The sequence below is a fragment of the Saccharopolyspora indica genome (assembly GCF_027853965.1).
Classification (GTDB): Bacteria; Actinomycetota; Actinomycetes; order Mycobacteriales; family Pseudonocardiaceae; genus Saccharopolyspora; species Saccharopolyspora indica.
The window spans coordinates 83,228-108,128 of record NZ_JAQGLB010000011.1; the positions used below are offsets into that span (position 1 = coordinate 83,228).

Consider the following 24,901-nt stretch of genomic DNA (forward strand, 5'->3'; position numbering starts at 1 on the left):
CGCTCGATCGCTTCCACCTGGAAGTTTTACTATCCGGGCAGGATCGCGCAAGAGTGAGGACGCAAGCGCATGCGAGCAGCAGCCACCACCACAGCCCTGGCAGGCCCGTTGGTCCGGGCGGCGCGCGCGGTCGTCGCGAACGTCGAACAGGTGCTCAAACCGGAGGAGCTGACCTTCGACCAGTGGCTGGTGCTGGACGCGCTCGCCACCGAGAGCGGGCTGGCGATGGCCGAACTGGCCGAGCGCACCACGACGCCCGGACCGACGCTGACCCGCCTGGTGGACCGCCTGGTCACCAACGCGCTGCTGTACCGCGAGGTCGCCCCGGAGGACCGCCGCAAGGTCCTGGTCCACCTGAGCCGCCGGGGCCAGAACGCGCACCGCCGCATCGCCCCGCGGGTGGCCGCCGTGGAGCGAGATCTGCTGACCGGCCTGCGCTCCGGCGCGGGACTGCTCGACTCCCTCCGCGAGCTCGCCGGCGACTGACCCTCAGCGGACTCGTCACGGGGTCTTGGTCAGCAGCTCCATGTTGTGCCCGTCGGGATCCTCGAAGTAGACGCCCCGCCCGCCCCAGCGGTGGTTGATCTCGCCGGGGCTCTGGTGCCCGGGGTCGGCCCAGTAGGCGATCCCGGCGTCGCGGATCCGGCCGAAAGCCTCGTCGAACAGGGCTTCGTCGACCAGGAAGGCGTAGTGCTGCGGCCGCACGTCGCGCTGCGACATGTAGTCGAGCGTGACGGAGTTCTCGAGCGCGACCGGCACGAACGGCCCGGTCTCGGCACCGACCTCGACGCCGAGGACGTCGGCCAGGAACCGTGCGGATTCGTGCTTGTCCCGCGCTCCGACGATGGTGTGGTTCAGCTCGATCCCCATGATCACTCCTCGATCGGTTCCGCGGGCGGCACCGACCGGGACGACCGCCCGCGACATGGGTGGAACGGAATCCACCGCCGGAGCTATTCCCTTCAGCGGAACGGCCGGGGCGGATCGAACTTCTGCCGGACCTGTTCGGCCACCGCGCGGTTCCCGCCTGCCTCGATCAGCTTCGCGATGCGGTGCGCGGTGAGATCGCGGACCGGGTTCCCGGCGTGCAGGCCGATCTTGTCCAGCACGATCCCGACGTGATCGCTGGCGGTCCTGGTGCCGTGCATCAGCTTCTGGTAGATGCCGTAGAGCACCGCCGCGCACAGCGGCACGGTCACCCAGGCCGGCCACCCCAGCAGCAGGCCCAGCACCAGCGGCAGTACCGCGGCCAGGGCCAGGCCGAGGTAGAGGGTCTTGCTCTCCTTGCTCATCGAACAGCCTCCTCGGGCATTGGGGCGTAGTCGGTGGCGTGCAGGCCCTGCGCCACGTCGATCAGCTGCGACAGCCGCACGGCAGCTTCGGGACGTCCGTTGGGGGAGGCGCTCCAGTCACGTGCGACGACGTGCAGGGAAGCGAGCAGCGACACGTTCTGGTAGGCCGCTTCGACCAGGAGCCAGAGCAGGGCGTCGTACTGCGAGGTCTGCGCGGCCGCCGCGAGCCAGTCGCACACCCGGAGCCACACGGGATCCGCCGCGGAGATCAGCGCCTTGTTCCAGCACAGCACCAGCTGGCTGCGGACGAATGCATCGGTGACCATCGGCTGCGGTCCGCCCGAGATGTGCCACGGATCGGCGAGATCGAGGAAGAGGAAGAGATCGGCAGGCCAATCCTTGTCCTGGTCGACGTCCTGCGCCAAGCGGTCCAGCAGGAGCATCCACAGCAGCGGGTCCTCCCTGGTGAGCGCGGAAAGTGCTTGCCGCGCCGTCGGATTGCCCTGACCGTCCTCCCGGCGTGCCCGGTGGTGCAGCCGAACCAGCGCCTGCGAGGGGAATCGCGGTGCGATCACCTCGACGCACACCTCGACCAGGATCTGGCCCACGACTGCGGGCAGCTCGCTATTCCTGGACCACTCGTAGACCACGCGGCGGAAGAACCAACCGTGCTGTTCGTCGGTCAAGCCGAGGATGAGCGCGCGGACGCCGAAGTCCTGGAGCTGATTCCAGCGCGCGGTCCCGGTGGGGAACACCCATCGCTCGATCAGCCATCTGACGTGGCCCGGTGAACTGGTACGCAAAGCCTCCGCCACCACGCGGTCTACCAGGTCCAGCCGGTTTTGCGGGGTGAGCAGGGGGTCTCGGATGACCTGGTCCACCCAGAAGCAGAACTGCTTGCGCAGATCGGGGTAGCTGTCCCAGAAGTACTCGCGCACCGCCTGGTCGTAGCTCGGCTTGCTGAACTCGATCCGGTTGCTCGTCGTCACGCTGATCTCCAGTTCGGAGAGCTGGTCCCGGTATCCGTCCTGTTCCAGGCGGGGGTCCTCGTCCTCATCGAGGGCGAGCTGGGTCACCAACTTGTGAGATGCGAAGAACACCGCGTCGCTGGTCGCACCTCGGCACATCGCGCCTGCGAGCAGCACGGCGCGGGGTCTTCCCCGCCAGTGCTTCTGCATCTGCTCGGCTACTTCGCCACGTCGATCCTTGCGCGTTGTTACGGCGGTTCGGAACCAGCTCTTGACGTCGCCATCTGGGTCGGCCCGGCGGGCCTGGACCACGAGATTCGCGAAGGTGGCGACCTCGGACATCGAAGAATTCATGTGGTCCGCGCTGTGCACGTCGTCCGGAAGGGGCGCTGGGAGGTCGATCTTTTCCGCGTAGAGGTGCGCGCGCAGCACCTCTGCGCTCGATGGTCGGTCGATCCGGACGGTGTGCTTGTCCAGCTCGGCATCGACGTGGTGCTTGAACGAGTCCGGTGCCACGACGATCAGGTGGGCGCCGACCCGGTGAAGCTCCGTCCGGAACGCTGGCAGCTCGCGAAGGCGGTCCAGGAACACCCTCTCATCGCTGTTGCTCAGATCGAGCACGAAGCGATGCCCTTGAAGGATTTTCGTCTTCGTCAAGGTTTCATTCCGGTCCGTCGCCTCGTCATCGAGGACGGTGAACGGGGCTTGATCATCGGGTAGCTCGTTGAGCAGCATCTTCGCGGCCGTGCGGCGGCCGCTGCCCACAGGGCCGGTCATCAGGACCGTCTGGGACTCGAGGAGCATGCTTCGAGCGAGATCCAGCTTCGGCGGCGCGACGAATCGCCTCTTGAGCCAGCGGAGATCGTCGTTGAGCGTCAGCCGCGGCCCCCGGGCCTGCTCCGTGACGCTCTCGTGGAGATTCACGTAGATGGGGTTGATGTTCAGATCACCGGACCCGGAGTGAACTGGGCCCTGAGGTTCGTGGAGCTCGCTGTGGTTCTCCGTCACCGGTCGCCTCGCTCACGCTTCGCACCGAAGCTCTGGTTGATGCCGCCGAGGTTGTTGCCCTCGACGTAGTTGGTCACGTCGCCGTTGAAGACGTTGAGCTTTCCGTCACCGGTGGCAGTCGGCCCGGTCGGCCCGTGCAGCGTCGTGCTGTTGAAGTTGAACGTCCCGCCGGATACGTCGCGCATCTGCAACGCGTTGCCGTGGTTGCCGATGACGGCGTTGTGCGCATGGCCCGCGGACTGCGCCTCTCCGGCGGACTTCCGGAGTTCGAGCCCCGGCACCAGGTCGGCGAGGTGGGCGGCGATCTTGTCCATGTCCGCTTCGGCGCTCCCGGTGTCGTAGATGATGGACTGCAGGTCGGCGAGGAAGCGGAGTTCCGCAGGAAGCTTCGCCGCTGACAATCGGTCGGTCTTGCGGCCGCACAGGACCGGGATGATGCGGGCCCCGGATTCCCGTGCGTTCAAGATTTCCTTGCGCGTCCAGTCGTTCTCGTCGGCCAGCTTGAGGTTTCCGTTCTCATCGCGCGCATCGAGCCACTTCGGTCCGATCAGAACCAGCAGCGCGCGTGCGGCGGCGGATGCCGTCGCCAGGCGGGTCTGGTAGTTCTCACCGGGGCGGATCGACTTGCTGGCGCGGAAGATCCGCTCGCTGCCGAACCGGATCGACAGGCCTTGCTCGATCGCAACGGCGGTTTCTTCGCAGTCGCCGGTGCGGTAGTTGACGAAGATTTCTGGCACAGCGGTACCTCACGTGTTGCTGGAACGGTGGTTTGCTCAGATGTTCTGCTGGTGCAGCGTGGCGATTAGCCTGGGCTGGAGCTCCCGCACGGCCGGTGCGGTGTGGAACCGCGAGAGCGCACGGGCCAGCCTGCGGAGATCGGTGGTGATGGTGGCGGAGGAAACGGCGTCGACCGTGCCGAGCACGCTGCCCAGCAGCGCGCAGGCCTGGTCGACGTCGCCTGCTCCGGCATGCGCGAGCGCGCGGCGCACGCCGTAGCGCGCGGCGGAGCGAAGTGCGGTCGGAGGAACGCGTTGGAGTTCCCTGTCCAGGGCCGCCGCCGCTTCCTTGGTGCGGCCGAGATCGTGCAGGCACCATCCGGAGACCATCGCGACCGGGTCGGACAGGTTGGCGGGACCGAGCACCGGCCCGCTCTCAGACGCGGGATCGCTGAGGAACCGCCGGGCGCGGTCCAGGCTCCGCATGCAGGAGTCGTAGTCCCCGGCCAGCGCATGACCTTGTGCTTCGCGCTGCGCGGCGAGCCCCAGAACCCGGGCGGAAGCCCCGGCCGTTCGCTGCGCTCGGCGGGCGAGTGCGATCGTCTGCTGCGCGTCCTCCCGGTACAGCGTGACCAGCGCCCGCCGGACCAGTGAGTACGCGGCGAGCGAACGATCTCCGCCTGCCTCGGCGAGTTCCACCGCGTGGTCGGTCCACCACAGCGCGGCCTCGTCCTCGCCCGACTCCTGCGCCATCCACCCGGCGAACTCGGCGTAGCGAGCGCCGAGCACCAGCAGTTCACCGCGAGCCCGGGAGCTCGTCGTGGCGGCCAGCTCGCGGATCGTGTGGGTCTGCGCGATGAGCGCGGGCAGGACGACGGAGGGGCTCGCGCTCTGGCCCAGCTGGCGGAACTGGTCGAACATGGTGCGGAACGCGATGACCGGAGCGCCATCGGCGATCGCACGACCACCGCCCATGCCGAAGGACAGCATCGAGGCCGCACCCGCGGCGAGCACCTGTCTGCGGTCCACTGGACGGAACCGGCTCCTGCCACCCGGTTCGAGACTCATCAGCCACACCTCACCGTTGCCGTTGGATTCGGGCAGCGGAGCTTCGGACGTGCGCGCGGGAACGAGTGACGCGAGCGCCCCGTTCGCCTCCAGCAGCGCATCGCAGCGGCGGGCGAGTTCCGGCGTCGGTTTCTTCGAACCGGTCTCGAGCTTGCTGAGATGGCCCTTGCTGTAGTGCAGTTCCGCGGCCATTCCAGTGAGTGAACGGCCCGCGGCGATGCGCAGTCTTCGAAGCTCTGCTCCGAACATCGTGGGCTGCTGGGTCACATCTTCCTCCGGGTTTCCCGTTGCCGGTTCGAGCGGGCGACGGGAAACCGCTGTTCGTCCTGATCGTTGCGCGCGCAAGGTGGAGTTCGCCGGTCCGGCCGGGCCGGGCTTCCGGCAGACGTTAGGAGAAGAGATGATCAAGGGCGTGTGGTTCCGCGGATCGACACCCGAACAGCGCAATCGAACTGGGCCGTTCGGGAAGGTGTTGCTCGCCGCGGTGTTCAGCGCTGCGCAGGTGTGGTCGGCGATCGTGCTGCTCGAATTCGTGGAGGCCGGAGTCGCGCTGTTCGCATTCGTGCTGGTGCTCTCCGCGGCATTCATCGCTGTCCTCGACGGGTGGTGGGAGGTCTGGCGCTTCGCGGCGGCAAGCCGCTCGTCGGAGGATTGTGGTGGATGAGCGGCGGGAAAAGCCGGAAGGTGCGGCTGTTTCCCGTTTCCTCTTTCGCCGCCCGTCGAGGCGAGAGGGTCTGCACGCGGGTGAGCTGAGTGGTCACCGTTCGGGACTGGTGAGCGCTGCCGGTGCGGCGAGGGCTGTTCCGGCCGGGCATCGGTTCTGCGTCGTGAGTTGCACCTGTTCGTGTGATGAAACAGTTGTTCGACGCTGGCATCGTGGAGCTCGTGGATGTCATGGCGTTGGTGTCGAGGTCGAGTGTGGACGGTGAGGGTTCACACTCGGCGATGACGGCGTGCTCGGATTCCGAGCTGGTGGCCTTGATCAGCGATGCCGAGGCCGTGATGCGGGCTGCGATGGCGGTGCAGGTCCGGGCCATCGCCGAGGCTGAAGACAGGGGTGTTCCGGCGGCGCAGGGCGCACGCGGGACTGAGGCGTGGGTGCGGGAGAAGCTCAACATCGCTGCAGGGGAGGCGAAATCGCGAGTGCTGGTGGCCCGGTTGGCCACCGAGCACACCACGCTGCACGGCGTTCCGATTGCCGCGGAGCTGCCCGCTACCGCAGCGGCGATCGCCACGGGTTCGATCACGGTGGCTCATGCGCGGGCCGTCATCGACGGGATCCGGCGGATGGCGCCGGTGTGCACGCCTGCCGAGCTCGGTCAGGCCGAGCCGATGCTCGCCGACTACGCCCGCCAGTGCAGTCCGCACGACCTGGCGAAGCTGGCTGAGCGGATCCGCTACTACTTCGACCAGGACGGCGCGTTCCGCGATGAGGAGATTCAGCACGAGCTGCGGGAGCTGCACTACGGCACCGGATCCGACGGGATGACGGTGATCAACGCGCGTCTCGACCGAGAAGCGGGTGCCAAGTTCCGCGCCGCGCTCCAACCCCTCGCCGCACCCCGCCCTTCCGAGAACGGTGAACCGGACCCGCGTAGCCCGGGGCAGCGCAACGCCGATGCCCTCGACGCGCTGCTGGACATCGCTGTCGCTTCGGACCGGCTGCCGCGCTCGGGCGGTCAGCGTCCGCACATCACGGTCACCATCGACTTCGACGACCTCGCCCGCGCACTCCGGGCCCCCGGCAACGGCGTGCTGCCGGGCACGCTGACCGCGACCGGCCAGCCCATCACCGCCGCCACCGTCCGACGTCTGGCTTGCGATGCCGAGATCCTCCCGGTCGTGCTCGGTGGCGACGGCCTACCTCTCGACGTCGGCCGTGCTGAGCGGACGGCGCCGCCCCACGTTCGTGCAGCGCTGCTGCTGCGCGATGGCACCTGCGCCTTCCCGGGATGCGACCGGCCGCCGGGCACCCCGGAGGCGCACCACGTCGAAAGCTGGATCGATGGCGGGCCCACCGATCTGACCAACCTCGTGATGCTCTGCGGCGCTCATCACCGGGCCGTCCACGGCCAGCACTGGACCATCACCGTCGAGGGCGATCGGCCGGTCTTCACTCCACCGGCCACAGTGGACCCGTCTCGGAAGGCCAGACCGGGCGGCCGGTCCACCGGCACCGAGCACAACACCGTCCTCCGCCAGGTCATCCCACGACCACGCCAACCGCAGGAGGCAGCTCACACCCACGCCTGAACCGCCCACCCGGGCGGCCACCCCCGCACGCCCACCGCGGCCGTCGTCACGCCAGCGGTCGCTCGGCGATCAGACCGAGGAGGATGTCGGCGACCTGGGCGTCGGTGATCAGGGTGTTCACCACCCCGGAGCGCAGGACCGCGTCGATCGCCCGGGCCTTCGGGACCGTGTAGCCCAGGGCGATCACCTCCGGGATCTGGCGGAGCTGTTCGTGCTCGATCGCCAGGACGTGGTGGGCCAGGCCGGTCGACATCGCGTTGCCGTCCGCGTCGAACAAGCGGGCCGCGATCTCCGCCGCCGCGCCGCGCTCCTGGATCGCGTCGCGCTCGGGCTGACCGAGGGCGTCGTAGACCGTCGACTCGTCGGGTCGCCAGGCGCCGATGCTGACCACCGCCTTGGTCAGGTGGCGGAACTGCTCGAAGGTCTCGGCGATTCCGGGCTGGTTGCGGAGGATCTCGGTGGTGCGGCGGTCCGGCAGCACCAGCGGGCCGTAGATCGGGTAGGCGGCGCCGCCGGAGATGTCGGCCAGCCGGCCCACCGTCTCCACCGACCTGTCGCGCATGTCCATGCCCGCCTGCACGCCGCACAGCTGAACCACCGGGCACTTCGGCAACGTGTGAACGGCGTCGGCCATCGCGTTGACCGAACGCGCCCAGGAGAGGCCGAGCACGTCGTCGGAGGTGGTCGTCTCAGCCAGCAGATCAGCCGCCAGCGCACCGATCCTGCGACGCAGCTCCGGGCGCTCGGCCTTGGACTGCGCTCGATTGAGCACCAGGACGTGGCGCAGCCGGTAGCTGGTCCGCACCGCTTCCGAGAGCCCCAGGTCGATCGGCACCGGCAGGTCGAACTCGACCCTGACCAGGCCCGCTTCCTGCGCCGCGGTGAGGATCCTGGCCACTTTGAAGCGGCTGATCCCGTACTCCTGGGCGATCTCCAGCTTGGTCCTGCCCTGGACGAAGAACCGGTGCGCGATGGAGGCCGCCGTGATGGTGTCGGTCAGCCTCACCCGGGGCTCGCTGCTGCTCATATGAGCATCCTAAGGGGGGAATGTTGACGTGACACGCGAGATCATCCTTCAATGCTCCGCGAGTTACCAGAACGATTGGCCTGCTGTGCTCATATGAGCGGGCCAGTGGAAGGGGTGTCATGCGCGCCGCGATCATCGATCAGCCCGGTTCGATCAGGGTGGGCGAGGTGCCCGACCCGAAACCGGGCGACGGTCAGCTGGTGATCAAGGTCGGTGCGTGCGGCATCTGCGGCACCGACCTGCACATCGCCGACGGGCACTTCCCGCCCACGCCCTACCCGATCGTGCCCGGCCACGAGTTCGCCGGCGAGGTCGTCGAGCTCGGCGCCGACGTGCCGGGCGACTGGAAGACCGGCGACCGGGTCGCCGTCGACCCCTCGCTGTTCTGCGGCTACTGCACGCCCTGCCGCTCGGGCCACGGCAACCTCTGCGCGAACTGGAACGCCACCGGTGACACCGTCGACGGCGCCTTCGCCGAGTACGTGGCGATCCCCGCCCACACCGCCTACCGGATGCCCGACTCCATGACCTGGGAGCAGGGCGCGCTGGTGGAGCCGGTGTCGTGCGCGGTGCACGGCGTGCGCCAGATCGGTGTCGAAGCGGGGGAGAAGTTCCTCGTGGTCGGGGCGGGCACGATGGGCCTGCTGATGCAGCAGCTGCTCCAGCGCGGCGGCGCGCAGGTCTCGGTCGTCGACCGCAACGCGGCCCGGCTGGAACGCGCCACGAAGCTCGGGGCGGTCGCGGTGAGCACCGACGTCGCCGAGCTCGACCAGCGCTTCGACGCCGCCGTGGACTGCACCGGAGCCGCGCCCGCGATCGAGGCGGCCTTCGACTCGCTGCGCCGCGGCGGCCGGCTGCTGGTGTTCGGCGTGGCCCCGGCCGAAGCGCGGATCTCCCTGTCGCCGTTCCGCATCTACAACGACGAGATCAAGATCGTCGGCTCGATGGCGGTGCTGCACAGCTACGGCGCGGCGCTGGAGCTGGTCGCCTCCGGCGCCGTCGACACCGGCTCGCTGCTCACCGACACGTTGCCGCTGGAGGAGTTCCCCGCCGCGCTGGACCTGATGCGCAGCGGTGCCGGGCTGAAGGTTCAGGTCCTGCCGGGAGGCGTGAATGCGAAGTAGAGCCAAGCTGGCCGTGCTCGCGGTCGTCGCACTGCTGCTCAGCGGGTGTGCGGGCGCGGGAGCGCTGGGCGCGAGCGGCCGGACGCTGGTCGTGGCGATCGTGTCCAACCCGCAGATGGAGGACGCCATCGCGCTGTCCGACCAGTTCGAGAGGGACAACCCGGGCATCAAGCTGAAGTTCGTGCAGCTGCCGGAGAACCAGGCCCGTGCGAAGATCACCGCGTCGACCGCCACCGAGGGCGGCGAGTTCGACGTGGTGATGATCAGCAACTACGAGACCCCGCAGTGGGCGGCGAACGGCTGGCTGGAGAACCTGCAGCCCTACATCGACGCCAGCGAGGGCTACGACGCCGACGACTTCATCCCCAGCATCCGCGACTCGCTGTCGCACGAGGGCTCGATGTACGCGGTGCCGTTCTACGGCGAGTCGTCGTTCGTGGCCTACCGCAAGGACCTGTTCGCCCAGGCCGGGCTGACCATGCCGGAACGGCCCACCTGGGAGCAGATCGCCGAGTTCGCCGCGCGCCTGGACGACGAGGAAGCGGGCGTCGCCGGGATCTGCCTGCGCGGCAAGCCGGGCTGGGGCGAGAGCCTCGCCCCGTTCTCCACGGTGGCCAACACCTTCGGCGCCCGCTGGTTCGACGAGAACTGGAACGCCCAGCTGACCTCGCCGGAGTTCCGCGCCGCCGCCGAGTTCTACGTCGGCCTGGTGCGCGACCACGGCGAGATCGGGGCCTCCAGCGCCGGCTTCACCGAGTGCGGCACGCGCTACGGCCAGGGCGAAGCGGCGATGTGGTACGACGCGACGGTCATGGCGGGCACCAACGAGGACCCGGCCAGCAGCGAGGTCGTCGGCAAGTCCGGCTACGCGGCAGCCCCGGTGATGCGCACCGAGACCAGCGGCTGGCTCTACACCTGGTCGCTGGCCATGCCGAAGGTCGCCCAGGACAAGGACGCCGCCTGGCGGTTCATGCGCTGGATGACCGACAAGGAGTTCGTCCGCAACGTGGGCACCACGTTCGGCTGGAACCGGGTGCCGCCGGGCTGCCGCCTGTCGACCTACCAGATCCCGGAGTACCAGCAGGCCGCGCAGGCCTACGCCCCGGCGACGCTGGCGGGCATCGACAGCGCGAACCAGCGCAACACGATGGTGAACCCGGTGCCCTACCCGGGGATCCAGTTCGTCGGCATCCCCGAGTTCCAAGACCTCGGAACGCGGGTCAGCCAGCAGCTCTCGGCGGCCATCGCCGGGCAGATCTCGGTGGAGGAAGCGCTGCAGCAGTCCCAGGAATACGCCGAATCCGTCGGCGCGGCCTACCGGGAGACCAGATGACGCAGACGGCCACCGCACCCACCGCAGCGCCGCCGGTGGTGACCCGCAAGCCCATCGGCAAGTGGTCGCGCGAAGCGTGGCTGCGCCGCGCGCCGCTGATGCCCGCGCTGCTGTTCACCATCCTGGTCACCCAGATCCCGTTCCTGCTGACGGTGTTCTACTCGTTCCAGTCCTGGAACCTGGTCCGCCCGGGCTCGCGGCACTTCGTCGGGCTGCGCAACTACGTCGAGGTGTTCGCCGACAGCCAGTTCCGCGGCGCGATGTTCAACACGGTGCTGCTGACGGTGGTGTGCGTGCTGGTGGCGATGCTGCTGGGCCTCGGCCTGGCCCTGCTGCTGGACCGCCAGTTCCTGGGCCGCGGCGTGGTGCGCACGCTGCTGATCACGCCGTTCCTCATCCTGCCCGCGGCCGGTGCGCTGCTGTGGAAGACGACCATGTTCGACCCGACCTACGGCCTGCTGAACTTCGCCTTCGGCACCAGGATCGACTGGTTGTCGCAGTTCCCGCTGGCCTCGGTGATGGCGCAGGTCATCTGGCAGTGGACGCCGTTCATGATGCTGCTGATCCTGGCCGGGTTGCAGGCCCAGTCCAAGGAGGTGCTGGAGGCCGCGGCGGTCGACGGCGCCGGCCGGTGGCGCACCTTCGCCTCGATCACCCTGCCGCAGCTGGGCCGCTACCTGCAGCTGGCCGTGCTGCTCGGCGCGATCTACATCGTGAACAGCTTCGACGCGATCTACCTGATGACGCAGGGCGGCCCCGGCACCGCGAGCACGAACCTGCCGTTCTACATCTACCAGCGCGCCTTCGAGGGCTTCGACGTCGGGCAGTCCTCGGCGATGGGCGTGATCGTGGTGGTGCTGACCCTGATCGTGGCGACCTTCGCGCTGCGCCTGATGTTCCGGACCTTCGGCGTGAGCGAGGTGCGATGATGCGGACCGGCAACCCCATCGGCCGCTGGGCGCTGACCGCGCTGACCTGGCTGGTCGCGATCCTGTTCGTGTTCCCGGTGCTGTGGATGGTGCTCACCTCGTTCAAGCAGGAGAGCGACGCCTACAGCAACCCGCCGAAGGTGGTGTTCACCCCGACGCTGGACCAGTTCGCCGGCGTGCTGGAGCGCGGATTCCTGCCGTACCTGGCGAACTCGGCGTTCGTGACGGTGACCTCGACGCTGCTCGTGCTGCTGCTGGCGGTGCCCGCGGCGTACGTGCTGTCCATCTCGGCGGTTCCCGGAACCCGTGATGCGCTGGGCTTCTTCCTGTCGACGAAGATGCTGCCGATCGTCGCGGCGATCATCCCGCTGTACGTGATCTCGCAGAACCTCAAGCTGCTGGACAACGTCTGGGCGCTGGTGGTCCTCTACACGGCGATGAACCTGCCGCTGGCGATCTGGATGATGCGCTCGTTCTTCCTGGAAGTCCCCAGGGAGATGGTGGAGGCCGGGCGCATCGACGGCGCCAAGCTCCCGACGCTGCTGTTCCGCGTGGTGCTCCCGGTGGTGGCCCCCGGAATCGCGGCGACCGCGCTGATCTGCGTGATCTTCTCCTGGACGGAGTTCTTCTACGCGGTCAACCTGACGGCGGCGCAGGCGGGCACGGTGCCGGTCTTCCTGGTCGGCTTCATCACCAGCGAAGGCCTCTACTGGGCCCAGCTGAGCGCGGCGGCCTTCCTGGCCTCCCTCCCGGTGATGATCATCGGCTGGGCGGCCCAGAACCACCTCGTCCGAGGCCTCTCCATGGGCGCGGTGAAGTAACCCGGAACCCAGCGGCGCCCGCCCGGTGAACCTGGCGGGCGCTTCGCTGTTGCAACGGATCACCGGCCAGTTGGCATGATGATCGGATGGATCTCCACAAGCGGACCGAGCCGTCGCGGGTGGCCGACGACCGGTCCTCGTTGACCGGGTTCCTCCAATACCAGCGCGAGACCTTGGCCTTGAAGTGCGCGGGTCTGACGGCCGATCAGCTCAGGCGACGCGCGGTTCCGCCTTCGGCGCTGTCGCTGCTCGGCCTGGTCCGGCACGTGGCCGAGGTCGAGCGGAGCTGGTTCCGCGTGGTGCTCCGCGGTGAGAACGTCCCGCCGCACTGGCATCGCCCGGTTCCTGGTCGGTTCGCCGAGTTCGACGTCGACTCGGCCGATCCGGCGGAGGCGTTCGAGATCTGGGCGGAGGAGTGCGCGCGGTCGCGCGCCACTGTGGACGGATTCGAGTCGCTCGACACGACCGTGCAGTGGCGGGGCGAGGTCTACTCGCTCCGCTACGTCATCACGCACATGATCGAGGAGTACGCGCGGCACAACGGTCACGCCGACCTGCTCCGGGAGCGGATCGACGGGGCCACCGGGGAGTAGGCGGGTTCAGCCTCCGTAGTTCTGGGGGCCGACGGTGCTGCGGGCCTCGCTGCCCGCCGACTGGAGGGCCGCGTCTCCGGAGTCGTCGCCTCGCAGGTCGATGTACTTGGACTGGGCGACGATCACGTAGCGGTGGTCCTGGCCGATGTACTGCCACTCGTCCGCGCCGGCCACGTTTCCGTCGCACACCCCCGCGCCGGGGCCGGAGTCCGGGTCCCAGCAGTCGAGGTGCAGGTAGTCCATGGCGTCGAACTTCTCCTCCACGGCGGAGGCCGTGGCGTAGTCGGCGAACGGGAAGACCCAGACGGTGGTGATGATCTGCGCGTCGTCGTCGACGAAGTTGGCCACCATCATCTGCGAGCAGCCGTTGTCGGTCAGCACCGGGCGGACCTCGTCGTCGGCGCCTTCGGTGCATTCGTTCGTGGAACCGGCCGCGTAGGTGTGCCGCTTGCCGGTGTCGTCGGTGAAGTCGTCCGGCATGAACGCGTCCAGGGTGAACGGAGTCGGGTCGGTCGCGGCGTCGTCGAGCGATCCGGCGTTGGAGCTCGCCGTCTCAGTCGTGGTGGAGGCGCCGGACGATTCCGTCGGGTACTCCTCCGACGAGGTGGTGGCGGACGGCGTTGCCGGTGAACCCAGGTGGGTGCCCGGGCCGGAACCGAGGTAGAGCACGACGATCACGATCAGCGCGACCAGCGTGGCCCCGCCGAGCACCGAACCGAGAACGACGAGCCAGATCGGCGTCGTCTTCGCCGGTGTCACGTGCGGCGGAGGAGGCGCGGGGAAGGGCCCGGTCGGCGGATGCAGCGCGTGCGGCCCGGATGCTGCGGCCGGGGGAAACGCGTGCGGCGAGGAAGGGGTGACCGGGGGCAGCGTGTGCGGCGGATGTGGCGGGGGAGGCGTGGCCGGTTGCGGCGGTGTGGACAGCGTGGGAGGCGGGACCGGCCCAGGCAGCGTGCCCGGCGGGCGAGACACGACCGGCGCCGGGGCCGGGGCGAGTGCCTGCCCGGCGAGCGGGTCGATCTTGGTCGCGGCGATGGTCGCCGTCCTGCGCTCGTCGATCATGCTGACGACTTCCGCGGGCAGCCAGCGGGTCCGGTCGCCGGTCAGGTCGGCGAGGGAGTTGAGCAGCTGCTTGGCCGTCGGCCGGTCGTCCGGGTCCTTGACCAGGCAGGTGCTGATGATCCGGGCGAGCTCACCCGGCAGCTGGTCGAGGCCGGACAGGTCGGGCGCCTCGTGCACGACGCGGTACAGGATCGCCTGGGACTCGCCGCCGCTGAACGGTCCGCGACCGGTCGCGGCGAACACCAGCAGCGAACCCAGGGCGAACACGTCGGCGGGCGCTCCGACCGGCTCGCCCTTGGCCTGCTCGGGCGACATGAACGCGGGCGTTCCGAAGACCTCCGCGGTGTGGGTCTCGTTCACCGCTCGCGCGATGCCGAAGTCGATCACCCGCGGGCCGTCCTCGGCCAGGATCACGTTGCTGGGTTTGAGGTCGCGGTGCACCACCTCGCAGGCGTGCACGGCGCCGAGCCCCTCGGCCAGGCCCGCGCCGAGCGTGCTGAGCGCCGATGGCGGCAGCGGCCCCTCCTGCTTCACGGCCTCGTGCAGCGTGGGACCCGGGATGTAGGAGGTGACCAGCCACGGCGCATCGGCGTCGGGATCGGCGTCGACCACCTGCGCGGTGTAGAAGCCCGACACCGCGCGCGCGGCGGTGACCTCCCGCGCGAACCTGCGCCGGAAGTCCGGATCGTCGCCGAGCTCCGGCCGCACGACCTTCACCGCGACCAGCCGCCCACCGCGCGACACGCCGAGGTACACCCGGCCCATCCCGCCGCGCCCCAGGCGATTCAGCAGTCGGTACGACCCCACCTCGTGCGGATCGTCCGGCAGCAGAGCTCCCAGCAAGGACCGGCCCCCTCACAACATCACCCGAACGAGATCGTCCCGATCATGACACCCGAAAACCCCCGGCAACCCGGGTTTCCGCAGATTGCCGTGGCCGGATGGTCCGGTCACGAGTGGTGACCGTCACGTCGGGTAGGTGGGGGACTTGGGACGAAGGTCCTGGCCACGGAGCGTGGTTGTTCGGCATGCTGGCTGTAGTCGCCCAGTCCTGGTCGGGGCAGTCCGGGCGGCTTCCGTGCCTTTCTGCGAGGAGTACGACCATGGATGACACCCGGTTCCAGGCGTCCGAAACCACTGGTGTCGCGACGGCGGACCAGACGATGCGGACGCTGCTGGAGGCCGTGCCGGCCGCTCAGGTCGTCCCGGCGCCGCGCGATTCCGAGGAGTCCGGCGGGCGGCCCCGGCTGGTCATCAACCGGGGGCCCGGCGCGGGCACCGGCTTCGCGATCGGTGGTCCGAGCATCACGATCGGGCGAGATCGGGACTGCGACATCGTGGTGGAGGACATGACCGTGTCGCGGGTGCACGCCGAGCTGCGGCTGCGGGACGGCAAGTACGTCGTGGTGGACGGTGGTTCGCTCAACGGCACCTACCTCAACCGGCAGCCGGTGGACATCGCCGAGCTGGGCGATGGCGACGAGCTCTGGATCGGGCGGGTCCGCTTCACCTTCCGCAGCGGCGGCTGAGACCGGCCGCTCCTACAGTGGGGATGTGGGAGGCCCCGGCGTGACCACCGTGTTCCTGGTCGACGACCACGAGGTCGTGCGGCTGGGACTGGTCGACCTGCTCGACTCCGAGGAGGACCTGGTCGTGGTCGGGCAGGCCTCCTCGGTGAGCGAGGCGCTGGCCCGCGTCCCCGCGATCCGCCCCGACGTGGCGGTGCTGGACGTGCGGTTGCCGGACGGCAGCGGTGTCGAGCTGTGCCGGGAGCTGCGGTCCCGGCTGCCCGCGTTGCAGTGCCTCATGCTGACCTCCTTCAACGACAAGCAGGCCATGCTCGACGCGATGCTGGCCGGTGCCGCCGGCTACGTCGTGAAGAACATCAAGGGCATGGAGCTGGCCTCGGCCGTCCGCCGGGTCGGGTCGGGCAAGCCGCTGCTCGGCGAGCAGGAGACCACCTCGCTGGTGAACAAGTTGCGCGCCGAGCTCGACGGCACCTCGAAGCTGCCGGAGCTGACCGGGCAGGAGCGGATCCTGCTGGACTGCATCCGGCAGGGCATGACCAACCGGCAGATCGCCGACCGGATGTTCCTGGCCGAGAAGACCGTCAAGAACTACGTGTCCCGGCTGCTGAGCAAGCTCGGCCTGCAGAGCCGCACCCAGGCCGCGGTGCTGGCCACCCGGCTGCGCCACCATCCGGAGTCGTGAGCTCGCCGGGCCGCGCTCGGCCTGTCAGAGTGGAGCGGTGAGCAGGGCGGACTCGCCAGGGCCGGGGGAGCTGCGGGAGGGCGCCGCTCCACCGCTGGTGAGCACGCTGTCCCGGTTGCGGCTCAAGGAGCTGCTGGCCCAGGTCCAGGCGCGCATCGAGGAGATCATCAGCCTGCGGGACCGGATGGACGTCCTGCTGGAGGCCGTGCTGGCCATCTCCTCCGACCTGGAGCTGGACTCGGTGCTGCGGCGCATCGTGCGCACCGCCATCGACCTGGTCGACGCCCGCTACGGCGCGATCGGCGTGCTGGCGCCCGACGGCACGCTCAGCCGGTTCATCTACGACGGCATCGACGAGGAGACCCACCGCCGCATCGGCCACCTGCCCACCGGGCGCGGCGTGCTGGGCGTGGTCATCGAGGCGGACAAACCGCTGCGGCTGGAGGAGATCGCCGCGCACCCGGCGTCGGTGGGCTTCCCGGCGCACCACCCGCCGATGCGCAGCTTCCTCGGCGTGCCGATCCGGGCCCGGCAGGAGACCTTCGGCCGGTTGTACCTGACCGAGAAGCTCGGCGGCGGCCAGTTCACCGAGGACGACGAGGTGGTGCTGCAGGCGCTGGCCGGGGCGGCCGGGATCGCGGTCGACAACGCGCGGCTGTTCGAGGAGGTCCGCCGCCGCGAGCGCTGGCTGGACGCCACCGGCGAGATCACCGCGGAACTGCTGGCGGGCACCGATTCCATCGACGCGCTGCAGCTGATCGCCGAGCGCGCGGCCGAGCTGACGCACGCCGATTTCGCGCTGCTGGCGGTTCCCGCGCGCAGCGACGAGGTCGAGGCCGAGGAGCTGGTGGTCACGGTCTCGGCCGGGGCCGGTGTCGAGGACCTGGTGGGGCGGTCGCTCCCGGTCGACCGTTCGGTGACCGGGCAGGTGTTCCGGGAGCGGGTGCCGCGCAACGTGCCCAGCCTGTCCACGATCGAGGGCGCCGCGGTGGAGCTCGGCCCGGCCCTCGCGGTGCCGATGCGCGCGGAAGGCACCATCTCCGGCGTCCTGCTGGCCGTGCGGCGGGCCGGGGCGAAGCGGTTCGACGAGGAACAACTGCTGGTGGTGTCGTCGTTCGCCGACCAGGCCGCGCTGGCGCTGCAGTGGGCTGAGGCGCAGGCCGCGCGGCGCGAGCTGGACGTGCTGGCCGACCGCGACCGCATCGCCCGCGAGCTGCACGACCACGTCATCCAGCGGCTGTTCGCCATCGGCATGTCCATGCAGGGCACGCAGCGGCGGGCGAAGGTGCCCGACGTGGCGAGCCGGCTGACCGAGCACATCGACCAGCTGCACGAGGTCATCCAGGACCTGCGCGCCAGCATCTTCGACCTGCAGGTCGCAGCCGAGCACCCGACCGGGTTCCGAAACCGGGTGCAGCGCGTGGTCACCGACGTGGTGGGCGACAACCCGATCCGGATCACCATGCGGATGGCCGGGCCGCTGGACGTGCTGCCGCCGAGGCTGGCCGAGCACGCCGAGGCGGTGGTGCTGGAAGCGGTGAGCAACACCGTCCGGCACGCGCGCGCCTCGGAGCTGTCGGTGACCATCTCGCTGGACGACGACCTGACCATCGACGTCACCGACAACGGCATCGGCATCGAGAGCGCGGTCGCGCACAGCGGGCTGCACAACCTGGCCGAGCGGGCGGTGCAGATGGGCGGGCGGTGCACTGTGGACCGGCTGCGGGCCGGTGGGACGCGGGTGCTGTGGACGGCGCCGCTGAGCGCCGCACCCGGCTGATCCCGGAAACGCCGTCCGGATAATCGTTTTCGCCCGGGGCGCTCGTCGTGGCAAGATCTCGCGGATGTCCGCATCGCGCGTTGAGCTGCTGCGCTGGCAGTTCGAGATGACCTGGTCGTTGTTCGAGTTCCACCTCGCCGAACTGGTGCCCGCCGACGTCCGCTGGGAACCGGCCGAGCACTGCTGGACCGTGCGGCCCGGTTCCGGCGGCTGGGAACCGGACTTCGCCGAGGTGGAGCCCGATCCGATCCCGGTCCCCACGATCGCCTGGACCACCTGGCACATCGGCTGGTGGTGGTCGGTGACCCTGGACCACACCGAGGGCAGACCGCCGCGCGAGCGCACCGACGTCGAGTGGCCGGGCGAGGAGTCGGTCGTCGAGTGGCTGCGCGGGCTGCGCGCGGAGTGGTCGGCGGTGCTGGACCGCCTCACCGATGCGGAGCTGGACGCTCCCGCGCCGTTCCCGTGGCAGGGCGACCCGGACAAGACCGTGGCGCACATGCTGGCGTGGGTGAACGCCGAGCTGATGAAGAACGTCGCCGAGATCGGCCAGCTCCGCCTCCTGCGCACTGCTTCTGGAGAGGCCGCTGTGGGAAGCGGGTGCCGCTGACCCGCCGCTAGCCGCGGTGGACCCGCTCCTGCGGTGGGATGCGCTCGACCTCCGGTGCGTGCCGGGCGGCCGGGATCGGCGGCTCCGGCCGCTCGTGCGAACGGGTGGCTGCCCAACCGCAGGCGGTGCCCACGACCGCCGCGCCTCCCAGCACGCCCAGCCGGACCAGATCCGCCGATCCTTCCCAGATCAGCTCTCCGCGCACGTGGATCACGAAGCTGTTCAGCAGCATCCAGCACACCACCGCGGTGGCCAGCGCACCCGGGAGGTTCCGGATCGCGCCCGCGTAGGCGAAGGTGACGAGGCCCAGCACGGTCAGCGCCGCAGTCGGCTCGCCGTACCACCAAGCGGCCGCTCCGGCGGGCGCCATCCCCGCGGACGCGACGAAGAACCCCACCGCGGAGGCCGTTGCAGCCCCTGCGACGGGCGGGTCGTGAGCACGCATCACCAACCACCGCCTCCTGCGGCAAGCGGCCTCACCGCCACCTGGCCAGCCCGCGCAGCGTCAGCGCCACGGCGACGAACAGGACGATCAACCCGACGGCCCACAACAGGTCCGGCATTCGGTGCCGCCTCCTCGTGAGTTCTCCTGCCGACGCCTCCAGTACACGCCTCCGGGCCGGACGCGGGAAGCTCGCTTGACGGGATCCGTACGCGCACCGCGCCGGGCCGCACGCGGTGTTGACGGTGCGGCGGAAAATCCGTTGCCCTGATCGGTAAAGTCGGTTTCATGGACAGGACGGGCAGCACCGGCAGGGTGGCGGCGGAGGTCTTCGGCAGGCACGGGGTGGATCTCGGCGACGCCCGGCGGGGCACGGGCTGGACGAACCACACCTGGCTCGCCGACGAGCTCGTCGTCCGCGTCGCGCCCGATCCGGGTTCGGGCGACCTGCTCCGCGAGCTGAAGCTGGTCGAACTGCTCCCGGCGGAGGTCGGCTACCCGGAGATCGTCGATGCCGGCGTGCTCGACGGGCACGAGTGGGTGCTCAGCCGGCGCGTGGTGGGGGAGAACCTGGACGAGGTCTGGCCGTCGCTGGACCACGCGGCCCGATCGCGCGCGATCGAGCAGATGTGGGAGCGCGCTCGTCACGTCCACCGCGTCGACATCGCCGCGGCCGCCCCGCACGCCCGCAGCCGCTCGCCGTTCTTCCCGGACAGCCCGGCGGAGGTCGATGCGTCGTTCGAGCGGATCGTCGCGGCCGGGATGCTCGCCGAACGCCAGACCAGCGGCCTCCAGCAGGCGCTCAAGCGGTTCTGGGCCGCGCTGCCGATGGCACCGCGCGCGTTGAACCACGGCGACCTGTGCGCGCCGAACACGTTGTGGCACGAGGGTTCGGTCGCGGCGCTGCTGGACTTCGAGTTCGCCGTCGTCGCGCCCACCGCGATCGACCTCAACGAGATGGTCAAGATCGCCTTCGGGCCGGGCGACGCCGCCGAGCGCGAGCCGCTGCAGGGCGTGGTGCGCGAGATCGCCGGGTCGGCGCTGGCCGCGGCGGGCGGGCCGGACGTGCTGATCGGCTACTCGATCATGCTGGAAACCTGGATGCTGGACCAGGATCTCGCCGCGGCGGAACCGGACCTGGACGACCGCGCCAATTCGACCGCGATGCTCACCGCCTTCGCCGAGGACGACGGCGGGTACTTCGCCCCGATCCTGCCCTGAGTCACGCGCGTGAGCGGCGGATCCGGCGGACGAGGCCGCGGCCGAGGTTGTAGAGGACGAGCGTGATGCCGGCCCACGGCAGCACCAGCAGGAGCATCCGCAGGACACCGACCGCGGCCGCCGCTGCGTCGCCTGCTCCGATCGCGCTGCCCACGCCGTCCCAGTGCGCGCCGAGTGCTTGCCAGACCACGGGCAGGACGAGGGGCGCGAGCACCAGGAACCCGATGATCCAGTACGCCAGGCACGGGATCACCAGCACCACCCAGGCCGTGATCACCCAGCGGACCCAGGGTTTGAGCTCGCGGACCCGGGGGTGCGGCGGACGGCCCGGCAGCATGCTGCGCAGGACCGGGCCCATCCGGTCGAACAGGTCGGGAACGCCGACCAGATCGCTCAGGACGTAGTAGCCGTCCAGCCGGATCGACGGCACGAACTGCCAGATCGTCGAGACCTGCCAGGCCACCAGCGAGACGAGCAGCCAGGGCAGCCCGGTCACCGCGAAGACGGCGATCATCACCAGCATGGCGAGCACGTTGAAGTAGAGGCCGCCCAGGTCGGTGCGCAGCCGGCCGCCCCGGCTGAGCCGGTAGGAATCGGTGACGGTGCTGTACATCGCCGGCCACACCAGGTAGATCCCCACGCCCATCGCACCCGGCCGCGCGCCGCCGTAGCGGCACGCCGCGACGTGCCCGCACTCGTGGAACATCCCGGAGAGCACGAGCACGCCCAGCACCAGCAGGATCTGCTCCGGCCGGTCGACCAGTTCCCGCGCGCCCGCCAGGAGTTGCGCGACTCCGCCCTGGGCGGCGAGCCAGACCTCGGCGGCGACGAACGCCACCAGGGCCAGGACGACGACCGGTGGCCAGAACAACGGCTGGAACACCCGGGCGATCACCGCGACGACGTGCTCGGGGACCAGCGCGACGCGGAACTTCAGCGCCAGCAACCGATCCCGGCCCTTCGGCAGCGGCCCGGGCTGGTCCGGTGCGTGCTCGGCGACGATGATTCCCGCGCGGCGCAACCGGTTCTCGACGAGGTAGGAAACCTGCCCGGCGGTGATCTCGCGGCCCCACTCGGCGCTCAGGTCGGCGGCCAGCTGCGCGTAGGTGCGGTGGCCGTCGAGCCCGGCCGCCACGAGGTAGAGCAGGTGGGAGAGCTGCAGGACCTGGCCGTCGGCGCGGCGGACCAGGTAGGGCGGTTCGCGGTGGCCGGAGCCCTGGTACCGGCCGATCAGCTCGGTTCCCGCGACCAGTGCGGGCACCACGAGCTGTGCGACGTCCTCATCGGCCGCGGGCTCGCTGCGGTGCCCTTCTGCGACCATCACGACTCCTCGGAAGTGCTGACGGGTGGTGCGCCGAGCGGTCGGCGCACCACCTCCGGCAGCCGGGATCAGCTCGGGTTGCCGCCGCCTTGGCCGCCGATGCCGTTGCCGCCGACGCCATCGCCGCCGATGCCGTCGCCGCCATCACCACCGTCGCCGCCGTCGCCGCCGCTACCGCCGTCGCCGCCGTTGCCGCCGTTGCCGCCGCCTTGCCCACCGCCTTGGCCGCCACCGGTACCGCCGTCGCCACCGGTGACGTCACCGGTGGTCGTGACGTCGTTGTCCCCGTAGGCCTCGACGTGGGTGTGCGGATCCGGGTCCAGGACCACGACGTCCGCGCCGTTCCACGGGAGCCAGAAGGTCGACATGACGGTGCGCGCGGGCAGGAACTCCACCCGCTGCACCTCGATCTCGTCGGGGCTCAGCGGTCCAGAGGTTCGTGGCATCAGGTGCTCCTTCGCAAACTCAGTGAATTCACCGGAAGAACCGGCCACCCCCTCGGAGAACGCGCTCCAGTGGCACGTTCCTGGCGCACGGGGCAGAACGTAGGAGCACCGGGCGCGCGGTGCACCTCGAATCACCCGCTCGGGTGCGCGATCTTTCGGGGTGGTCGTTCTGGATCAGGGGTTGCGGCGACCGGTTTCGGTGCCGGTGGTGGCGAGGTGACCGCCGGGGCCGCCCGCACCGCCGGTGCCACCTGCGTCGGCGACGCCGTTGAGACCGCGCAGGCCCGGGATGCCGGGCGTGATCCCGTCGCCGCCGGTACCGCCGTCCCCGCCGTCGCCGCCCGGACCGCTGATGGTGTGCACGGTGGCCCGGCCGTCGCCCTCGGACATGATGTTGCCGATGTTGGCGACGCCGCCGTCCCCGCCGGTGCCGCCCGTTCCACCGGCGCCTTCTACCTCGTTGTCCGCGGCCGCCCTGGACGGTGATGTCGTCGACGCCGGTGCTGACGATCGTGCCGGTCTCGCCGTTGGCCGCACCGCCACGTCCGTTGGCCCGCTCGCTGCCACCGCCGCCGTTGCCGCCTTCCCCGCCGTTGCCGCTGCGGGTGCTCGCGGTCGCATCGCCGCCGACGCCGCCGGTTCCGCCGGTTCCGCTGTCGCCGCCGGTGATCGTGACGGTGTTCTCGCCCTCGCCCGGGTAGATGCGGCCGAGGTTCCCGGTGCCGCCGTCGCCGGCGTTGCCGCCGCGGCCGCCGCGGGAGTCGGCGGGATCGGTGGTGCCCGTGCCGCCGTCGCCGCCCACCCCGCCGTTGCCGCCCTTGCCGCCGGTGACGGTGATCGTGTTGTTCCCGGTGCCGCCGTTGATCACGCCGGACTCGGCCACCCCGGGCCCGCCGGTGCCGCCGTGGCCACCGACCCCCGCGCTGCCCCCGGCTCGCGCGCTGGGGCCGGCCACGCCGTTGGTCCCGGCCGTGCCACCGGTGCTGCCGCCGTCCTCGCCCCCGTTCTCGCCGTTCCTGGTGTCGCCGCTGCGGCCGTCGAGGTGGCCGTTGCCGCCCTTGCCGCCGTTCCCGCCCGCTCGGCCGGTGACGATGATGAGGTCGTCCCCGGCGCCCGCGTTGACGGTGCCCGCGACGGCCCCGGTGAGGTAGAAGCGGTCGTTGCCGTCGCTGCCGTCGAGCGTGGTGCCCTCCGGGACGCCGCGGTCGCAGACGACGTCCACCCCGGAGCCGTTCGAGGTCCGCGTGCAGGACGGCGGTGCTGCCTGGGCGGCCGGGACCGCGGCGATGCTGAAGGTGACGGCGAGCATGGCGGCGCTCGGCAGCGGCCACCAGTGCTGGGCCTGCCGGACCGGACCGCCGTCAGCGGTCCGAGGTGGGCGATTGCGCATCGGCACTTCTCCTTACCCGGGATGGTTTCGGCTGGGCCAAACAGCGCGGGAGTCTAGGCCGAACGGATCAGCGGTGGTGGTATCCGAGCGGGCGACGTTGGGGGATTCGGGTGCGGACCACCCGAATCGGTGGTGGCCCGCCCGGCCGCGCGCCGGAGCGGCTGCGGACCGCATTCCCGGGGCACCGCGACTCCGAATTCCGAAGCGCGCTTCGTGCGGTTCTTTTCCGGGGGAGCGGTTCTCTCCGCAATTCGCGGTAGTGCGTCTAACCGTTCCGATTGCTTCGGGTGAATCTCCAATATGCGGTGCCACCAGGCATTTTCTGCCGAGTTGCGGATGTTGGTTGTTTTCGGACTGCGCTGGTTCTCGGGGGCATTTACCCTCCGATCTGATGCCGGCGAATCTGGGGCGTTGGATGGGGATCTGGGTTTTCGACCTTGTCCGGCATCGATCTCCGGCTGCATTCCGAGCCCGTTCCAACTGGGGAGGATGAAAGTGTTCGATGAAACTGAACCGGTGAGCTTCGAAGAGCTGGGCGACCAGCGCCTGGAGTTCCTGCCGCCGCGCACGGTCATGTCGACGCTGTTCCAGGCCGGCGGCTGGGACGGCGTGGTGATCGAGGGCGGCTCCGGCGGCACGGGCGGTGGCACCGGTGGCGGCAACGGTGGCGGTGACGGCGGCGATGGCGGCGACGGCGACTTGGGCGGCATCGGCGGTCACGGCGGCAACGGTGGCTTCGGCTACGGCGGCTTCGGCGTCGGCGGCCCGGGCATCGGTGGCGACGGCGGGCCGTTCTTCGGCTGGTGATCTGCCTTGACATCGCTCCTCCGCGGGTAGGCCTGGGAGGTCCGCTGAACGCGCTCCGATGGCCAAGGGGGATCTGATGTTCGAACCGAGACGGCAGCTCAGCGCGGCGGAGCTCGATGAACTGGGCCTCGTCGAGTTCCTGCCACCGCGCACGGTCATGTCGACGTTGCCGACCCAGGGCGGCTGGGACGGCGTGGTGGTCGAGGGTGCCGACGGCGGCGACGGCGGCGGCACCGGTGGCGGCACCGGCGGCGGCGATGGCGGTGACGGCGGTGACGGTTCCACCAGCGGTAGCGCTGGTGGCAACGGTGGCACCGGTGGCTCCGGAGTCGGCGGCGCAGGCCTCGGTGGGGCCGGCGTCGGTGGCGATGGTGGGCCGATGGTCGACGGCTGACCCGGCTCCGCGGACGAGAACGGGCTGTCCGGATCTTCCGGTCAGCCCGTTCCTCGTGTCCGAGCGACCGCTGTGCTTTCGTCCA

26 protein-coding genes are annotated in these 24,901 nt (G+C 70.2%); 15 read left to right on the plus strand and 11 right to left on the minus strand.

Features of this window, described 5'->3' with window-relative positions:
• Positions 1-69 precede the first annotated feature (69 nt).
• On the plus strand, positions 70-486 hold the full coding sequence (locus OU416_RS23480; RefSeq protein ID WP_270929181.1) for a MarR family transcriptional regulator: 417 nt from the start codon (positions 70-72) through the stop codon (positions 484-486).
• A 15-nt stretch (positions 487-501) separates the two neighbouring features.
• On the opposite strand, the gene OU416_RS23485 is transcribed toward OU416_RS23480, so the two are convergent.
• The 5 genes from OU416_RS23485 to OU416_RS23505 form a co-directional block, all read right to left on the minus strand.
• Complete coding sequence (locus OU416_RS23485) at positions 502-870, minus strand: VOC family protein (RefSeq protein WP_270929182.1); 369 nt, start codon at positions 868-870, stop codon at positions 502-504.
• 92 nt (positions 871-962) lie between these two features.
• Positions 963-1,292, minus strand: a complete 330-nt coding sequence (locus OU416_RS23490; protein WP_270929183.1) for a hypothetical protein — start codon at positions 1,290-1,292, stop codon at positions 963-965.
• Positions 1,289-3,268: an ATP-binding protein gene (locus OU416_RS23495; RefSeq protein WP_270929184.1), complete on the minus strand. Its 1,980-nt coding sequence runs from the start codon at positions 3,266-3,268 to the stop codon at positions 1,289-1,291. Before OU416_RS23495 ends, OU416_RS23490 begins: the two co-directional genes overlap by 4 nt.
• The gene (locus OU416_RS23500) at positions 3,265-4,005 is read right to left on the minus strand and encodes a TIR domain-containing protein (RefSeq protein ID WP_270929185.1); all 741 of its coding nucleotides are present in this window, start codon (positions 4,003-4,005) and stop codon (positions 3,265-3,267) included. Before OU416_RS23500 ends, OU416_RS23495 begins: the two co-directional genes overlap by 4 nt.
• Before the next feature lie 36 nt (positions 4,006-4,041).
• Positions 4,042-5,244 carry a transcriptional regulator gene (locus OU416_RS23505; RefSeq protein ID WP_270929186.1) on the minus strand — a complete coding sequence of 401 codons (1,203 nt, stop codon included), beginning with the start codon at positions 5,242-5,244 and terminating at the stop codon, positions 4,042-4,044.
• 154 nt (positions 5,245-5,398) lie between these two features.
• Between OU416_RS23505 and OU416_RS23510 the strand changes: the two genes are divergently transcribed.
• Positions 5,399-5,716 carry a hypothetical protein gene (locus OU416_RS23510; protein WP_270929187.1) on the plus strand — a complete coding sequence of 106 codons (318 nt, stop codon included), beginning with the start codon at positions 5,399-5,401 and terminating at the stop codon, positions 5,714-5,716.
• A 281-nt stretch (positions 5,717-5,997) separates the two neighbouring features.
• Entirely contained in the window at positions 5,998-7,305 is a 1,308-nt protein-coding gene (locus tag OU416_RS23515; RefSeq protein ID WP_270929188.1) for an HNH endonuclease signature motif containing protein, read from the plus strand.
• A 46-nt stretch (positions 7,306-7,351) separates the two neighbouring features.
• Here the strand turns inward: OU416_RS23515 and OU416_RS23520 are convergent, their stop codons facing one another.
• Positions 7,352-8,332 carry a sugar-binding transcriptional regulator gene (locus tag OU416_RS23520; RefSeq protein WP_270929189.1) on the minus strand — a complete coding sequence of 327 codons (981 nt, stop codon included), beginning with the start codon at positions 8,330-8,332 and terminating at the stop codon, positions 7,352-7,354.
• Between the two features lie 119 nt (positions 8,333-8,451).
• Between OU416_RS23520 and OU416_RS23525 the strand changes: the two genes are divergently transcribed.
• The 5 genes from OU416_RS23525 to OU416_RS23545 all read left to right on the plus strand — a co-directional run bounded on the left by OU416_RS23525 (position 8,452) and on the right by OU416_RS23545 (position 13,132).
• The gene (locus OU416_RS23525) at positions 8,452-9,456 is read left to right on the plus strand and encodes a zinc-dependent alcohol dehydrogenase family protein (RefSeq protein WP_270929190.1); all 1,005 of its coding nucleotides are present in this window, start codon (positions 8,452-8,454) and stop codon (positions 9,454-9,456) included.
• Positions 9,446-10,789, plus strand: coding sequence for an ABC transporter substrate-binding protein (locus OU416_RS23530; protein ID WP_270929191.1), 1,344 nt, complete (start codon positions 9,446-9,448; stop codon positions 10,787-10,789). Before OU416_RS23525 ends, OU416_RS23530 begins: the two co-directional genes overlap by 11 nt.
• Positions 10,786-11,718, plus strand: coding sequence for a carbohydrate ABC transporter permease (locus OU416_RS23535; protein WP_270929192.1), 933 nt, complete (start codon positions 10,786-10,788; stop codon positions 11,716-11,718). Before OU416_RS23530 ends, OU416_RS23535 begins: the two co-directional genes overlap by 4 nt.
• Complete coding sequence (locus OU416_RS23540; RefSeq protein ID WP_270929193.1) at positions 11,715-12,539, plus strand: carbohydrate ABC transporter permease; 825 nt, start codon at positions 11,715-11,717, stop codon at positions 12,537-12,539. The genes OU416_RS23535 and OU416_RS23540 overlap by 4 nt, the downstream gene beginning before the upstream one ends.
• Before the next feature lie 86 nt (positions 12,540-12,625).
• Positions 12,626-13,132 (plus strand): DinB family protein, encoded by a 507-nt coding sequence (locus OU416_RS23545; RefSeq protein ID WP_270929194.1) that lies wholly within the window; start codon positions 12,626-12,628, stop codon positions 13,130-13,132.
• 6 nt (positions 13,133-13,138) lie between these two features.
• Here OU416_RS23545 and OU416_RS23550 read toward each other — a convergent pair whose 3' ends face one another.
• A complete protein-coding gene (locus OU416_RS23550) occupies positions 13,139-15,037 on the minus strand; it encodes a serine/threonine-protein kinase (protein WP_270929195.1) in 1,899 nt (632 codons plus the stop codon).
• 260 nt (positions 15,038-15,297) lie between these two features.
• Here OU416_RS23550 and OU416_RS23555 point away from each other — a divergent pair, with 260 nt between their 5' ends.
• From OU416_RS23555 to OU416_RS23570, 4 genes are all read left to right on the plus strand, one after another.
• Positions 15,298-15,723, plus strand: coding sequence for an FHA domain-containing protein (locus tag OU416_RS23555; RefSeq protein ID WP_270929196.1), 426 nt, complete (start codon positions 15,298-15,300; stop codon positions 15,721-15,723).
• A 40-nt stretch (positions 15,724-15,763) separates the two neighbouring features.
• On the plus strand, positions 15,764-16,405 hold the full coding sequence (locus OU416_RS23560; RefSeq protein WP_270929197.1) for a response regulator transcription factor: 642 nt from the start codon (positions 15,764-15,766) through the stop codon (positions 16,403-16,405).
• A gap of 37 nt (positions 16,406-16,442) precedes the next feature.
• The gene (locus OU416_RS23565) at positions 16,443-18,185 is read left to right on the plus strand and encodes a GAF domain-containing sensor histidine kinase (protein ID WP_333779650.1); all 1,743 of its coding nucleotides are present in this window, start codon (positions 16,443-16,445) and stop codon (positions 18,183-18,185) included.
• A 64-nt stretch (positions 18,186-18,249) separates the two neighbouring features.
• On the plus strand, positions 18,250-18,795 hold the full coding sequence (locus OU416_RS23570; protein ID WP_270929198.1) for a DinB family protein: 546 nt from the start codon (positions 18,250-18,252) through the stop codon (positions 18,793-18,795).
• 7 nt (positions 18,796-18,802) lie between these two features.
• Here the strand turns inward: OU416_RS23570 and OU416_RS23575 are convergent, their stop codons facing one another.
• Positions 18,803-19,240, minus strand: a complete 438-nt coding sequence (locus tag OU416_RS23575) for a hypothetical protein (RefSeq protein WP_270929199.1) — start codon at positions 19,238-19,240, stop codon at positions 18,803-18,805.
• A gap of 285 nt (positions 19,241-19,525) precedes the next feature.
• On the opposite strand from OU416_RS23575, the gene OU416_RS23580 reads away from it, so the two are divergent.
• Positions 19,526-20,458, plus strand: coding sequence for a phosphotransferase family protein (locus tag OU416_RS23580; protein ID WP_270929200.1), 933 nt, complete (start codon positions 19,526-19,528; stop codon positions 20,456-20,458).
• A 1-nt stretch (position 20,459) separates the two neighbouring features.
• Here the strand turns inward: OU416_RS23580 and OU416_RS23585 are convergent, their stop codons facing one another.
• From OU416_RS23585 to OU416_RS23595, 3 genes are all read right to left on the minus strand, one after another.
• Positions 20,460-21,779 carry a hypothetical protein gene (locus OU416_RS23585; RefSeq protein WP_270929201.1) on the minus strand — a complete coding sequence of 440 codons (1,320 nt, stop codon included), beginning with the start codon at positions 21,777-21,779 and terminating at the stop codon, positions 20,460-20,462.
• Positions 21,780-21,847: 68 nt separating this feature from the next.
• Positions 21,848-22,225, minus strand: coding sequence for a hypothetical protein (locus tag OU416_RS23590; RefSeq protein ID WP_270929202.1), 378 nt, complete (start codon positions 22,223-22,225; stop codon positions 21,848-21,850).
• Between the two features lie 28 nt (positions 22,226-22,253).
• Positions 22,254-23,615 (minus strand): hypothetical protein, encoded by a 1,362-nt coding sequence (locus OU416_RS23595; protein ID WP_270929203.1) that lies wholly within the window; start codon positions 23,613-23,615, stop codon positions 22,254-22,256.
• 516 nt (positions 23,616-24,131) lie between these two features.
• On the opposite strand from OU416_RS23595, the gene OU416_RS23600 reads away from it, so the two are divergent.
• Both OU416_RS23600 and OU416_RS23605 read left to right on the plus strand, forming a co-directional pair.
• Positions 24,132-24,422 carry a hypothetical protein gene (locus OU416_RS23600; protein WP_270929204.1) on the plus strand — a complete coding sequence of 97 codons (291 nt, stop codon included), beginning with the start codon at positions 24,132-24,134 and terminating at the stop codon, positions 24,420-24,422.
• A 76-nt stretch (positions 24,423-24,498) separates the two neighbouring features.
• Complete coding sequence (locus OU416_RS23605; protein ID WP_270929205.1) at positions 24,499-24,816, plus strand: hypothetical protein; 318 nt, start codon at positions 24,499-24,501, stop codon at positions 24,814-24,816.
• Positions 24,817-24,901: the final 85 nt, after the last annotated feature.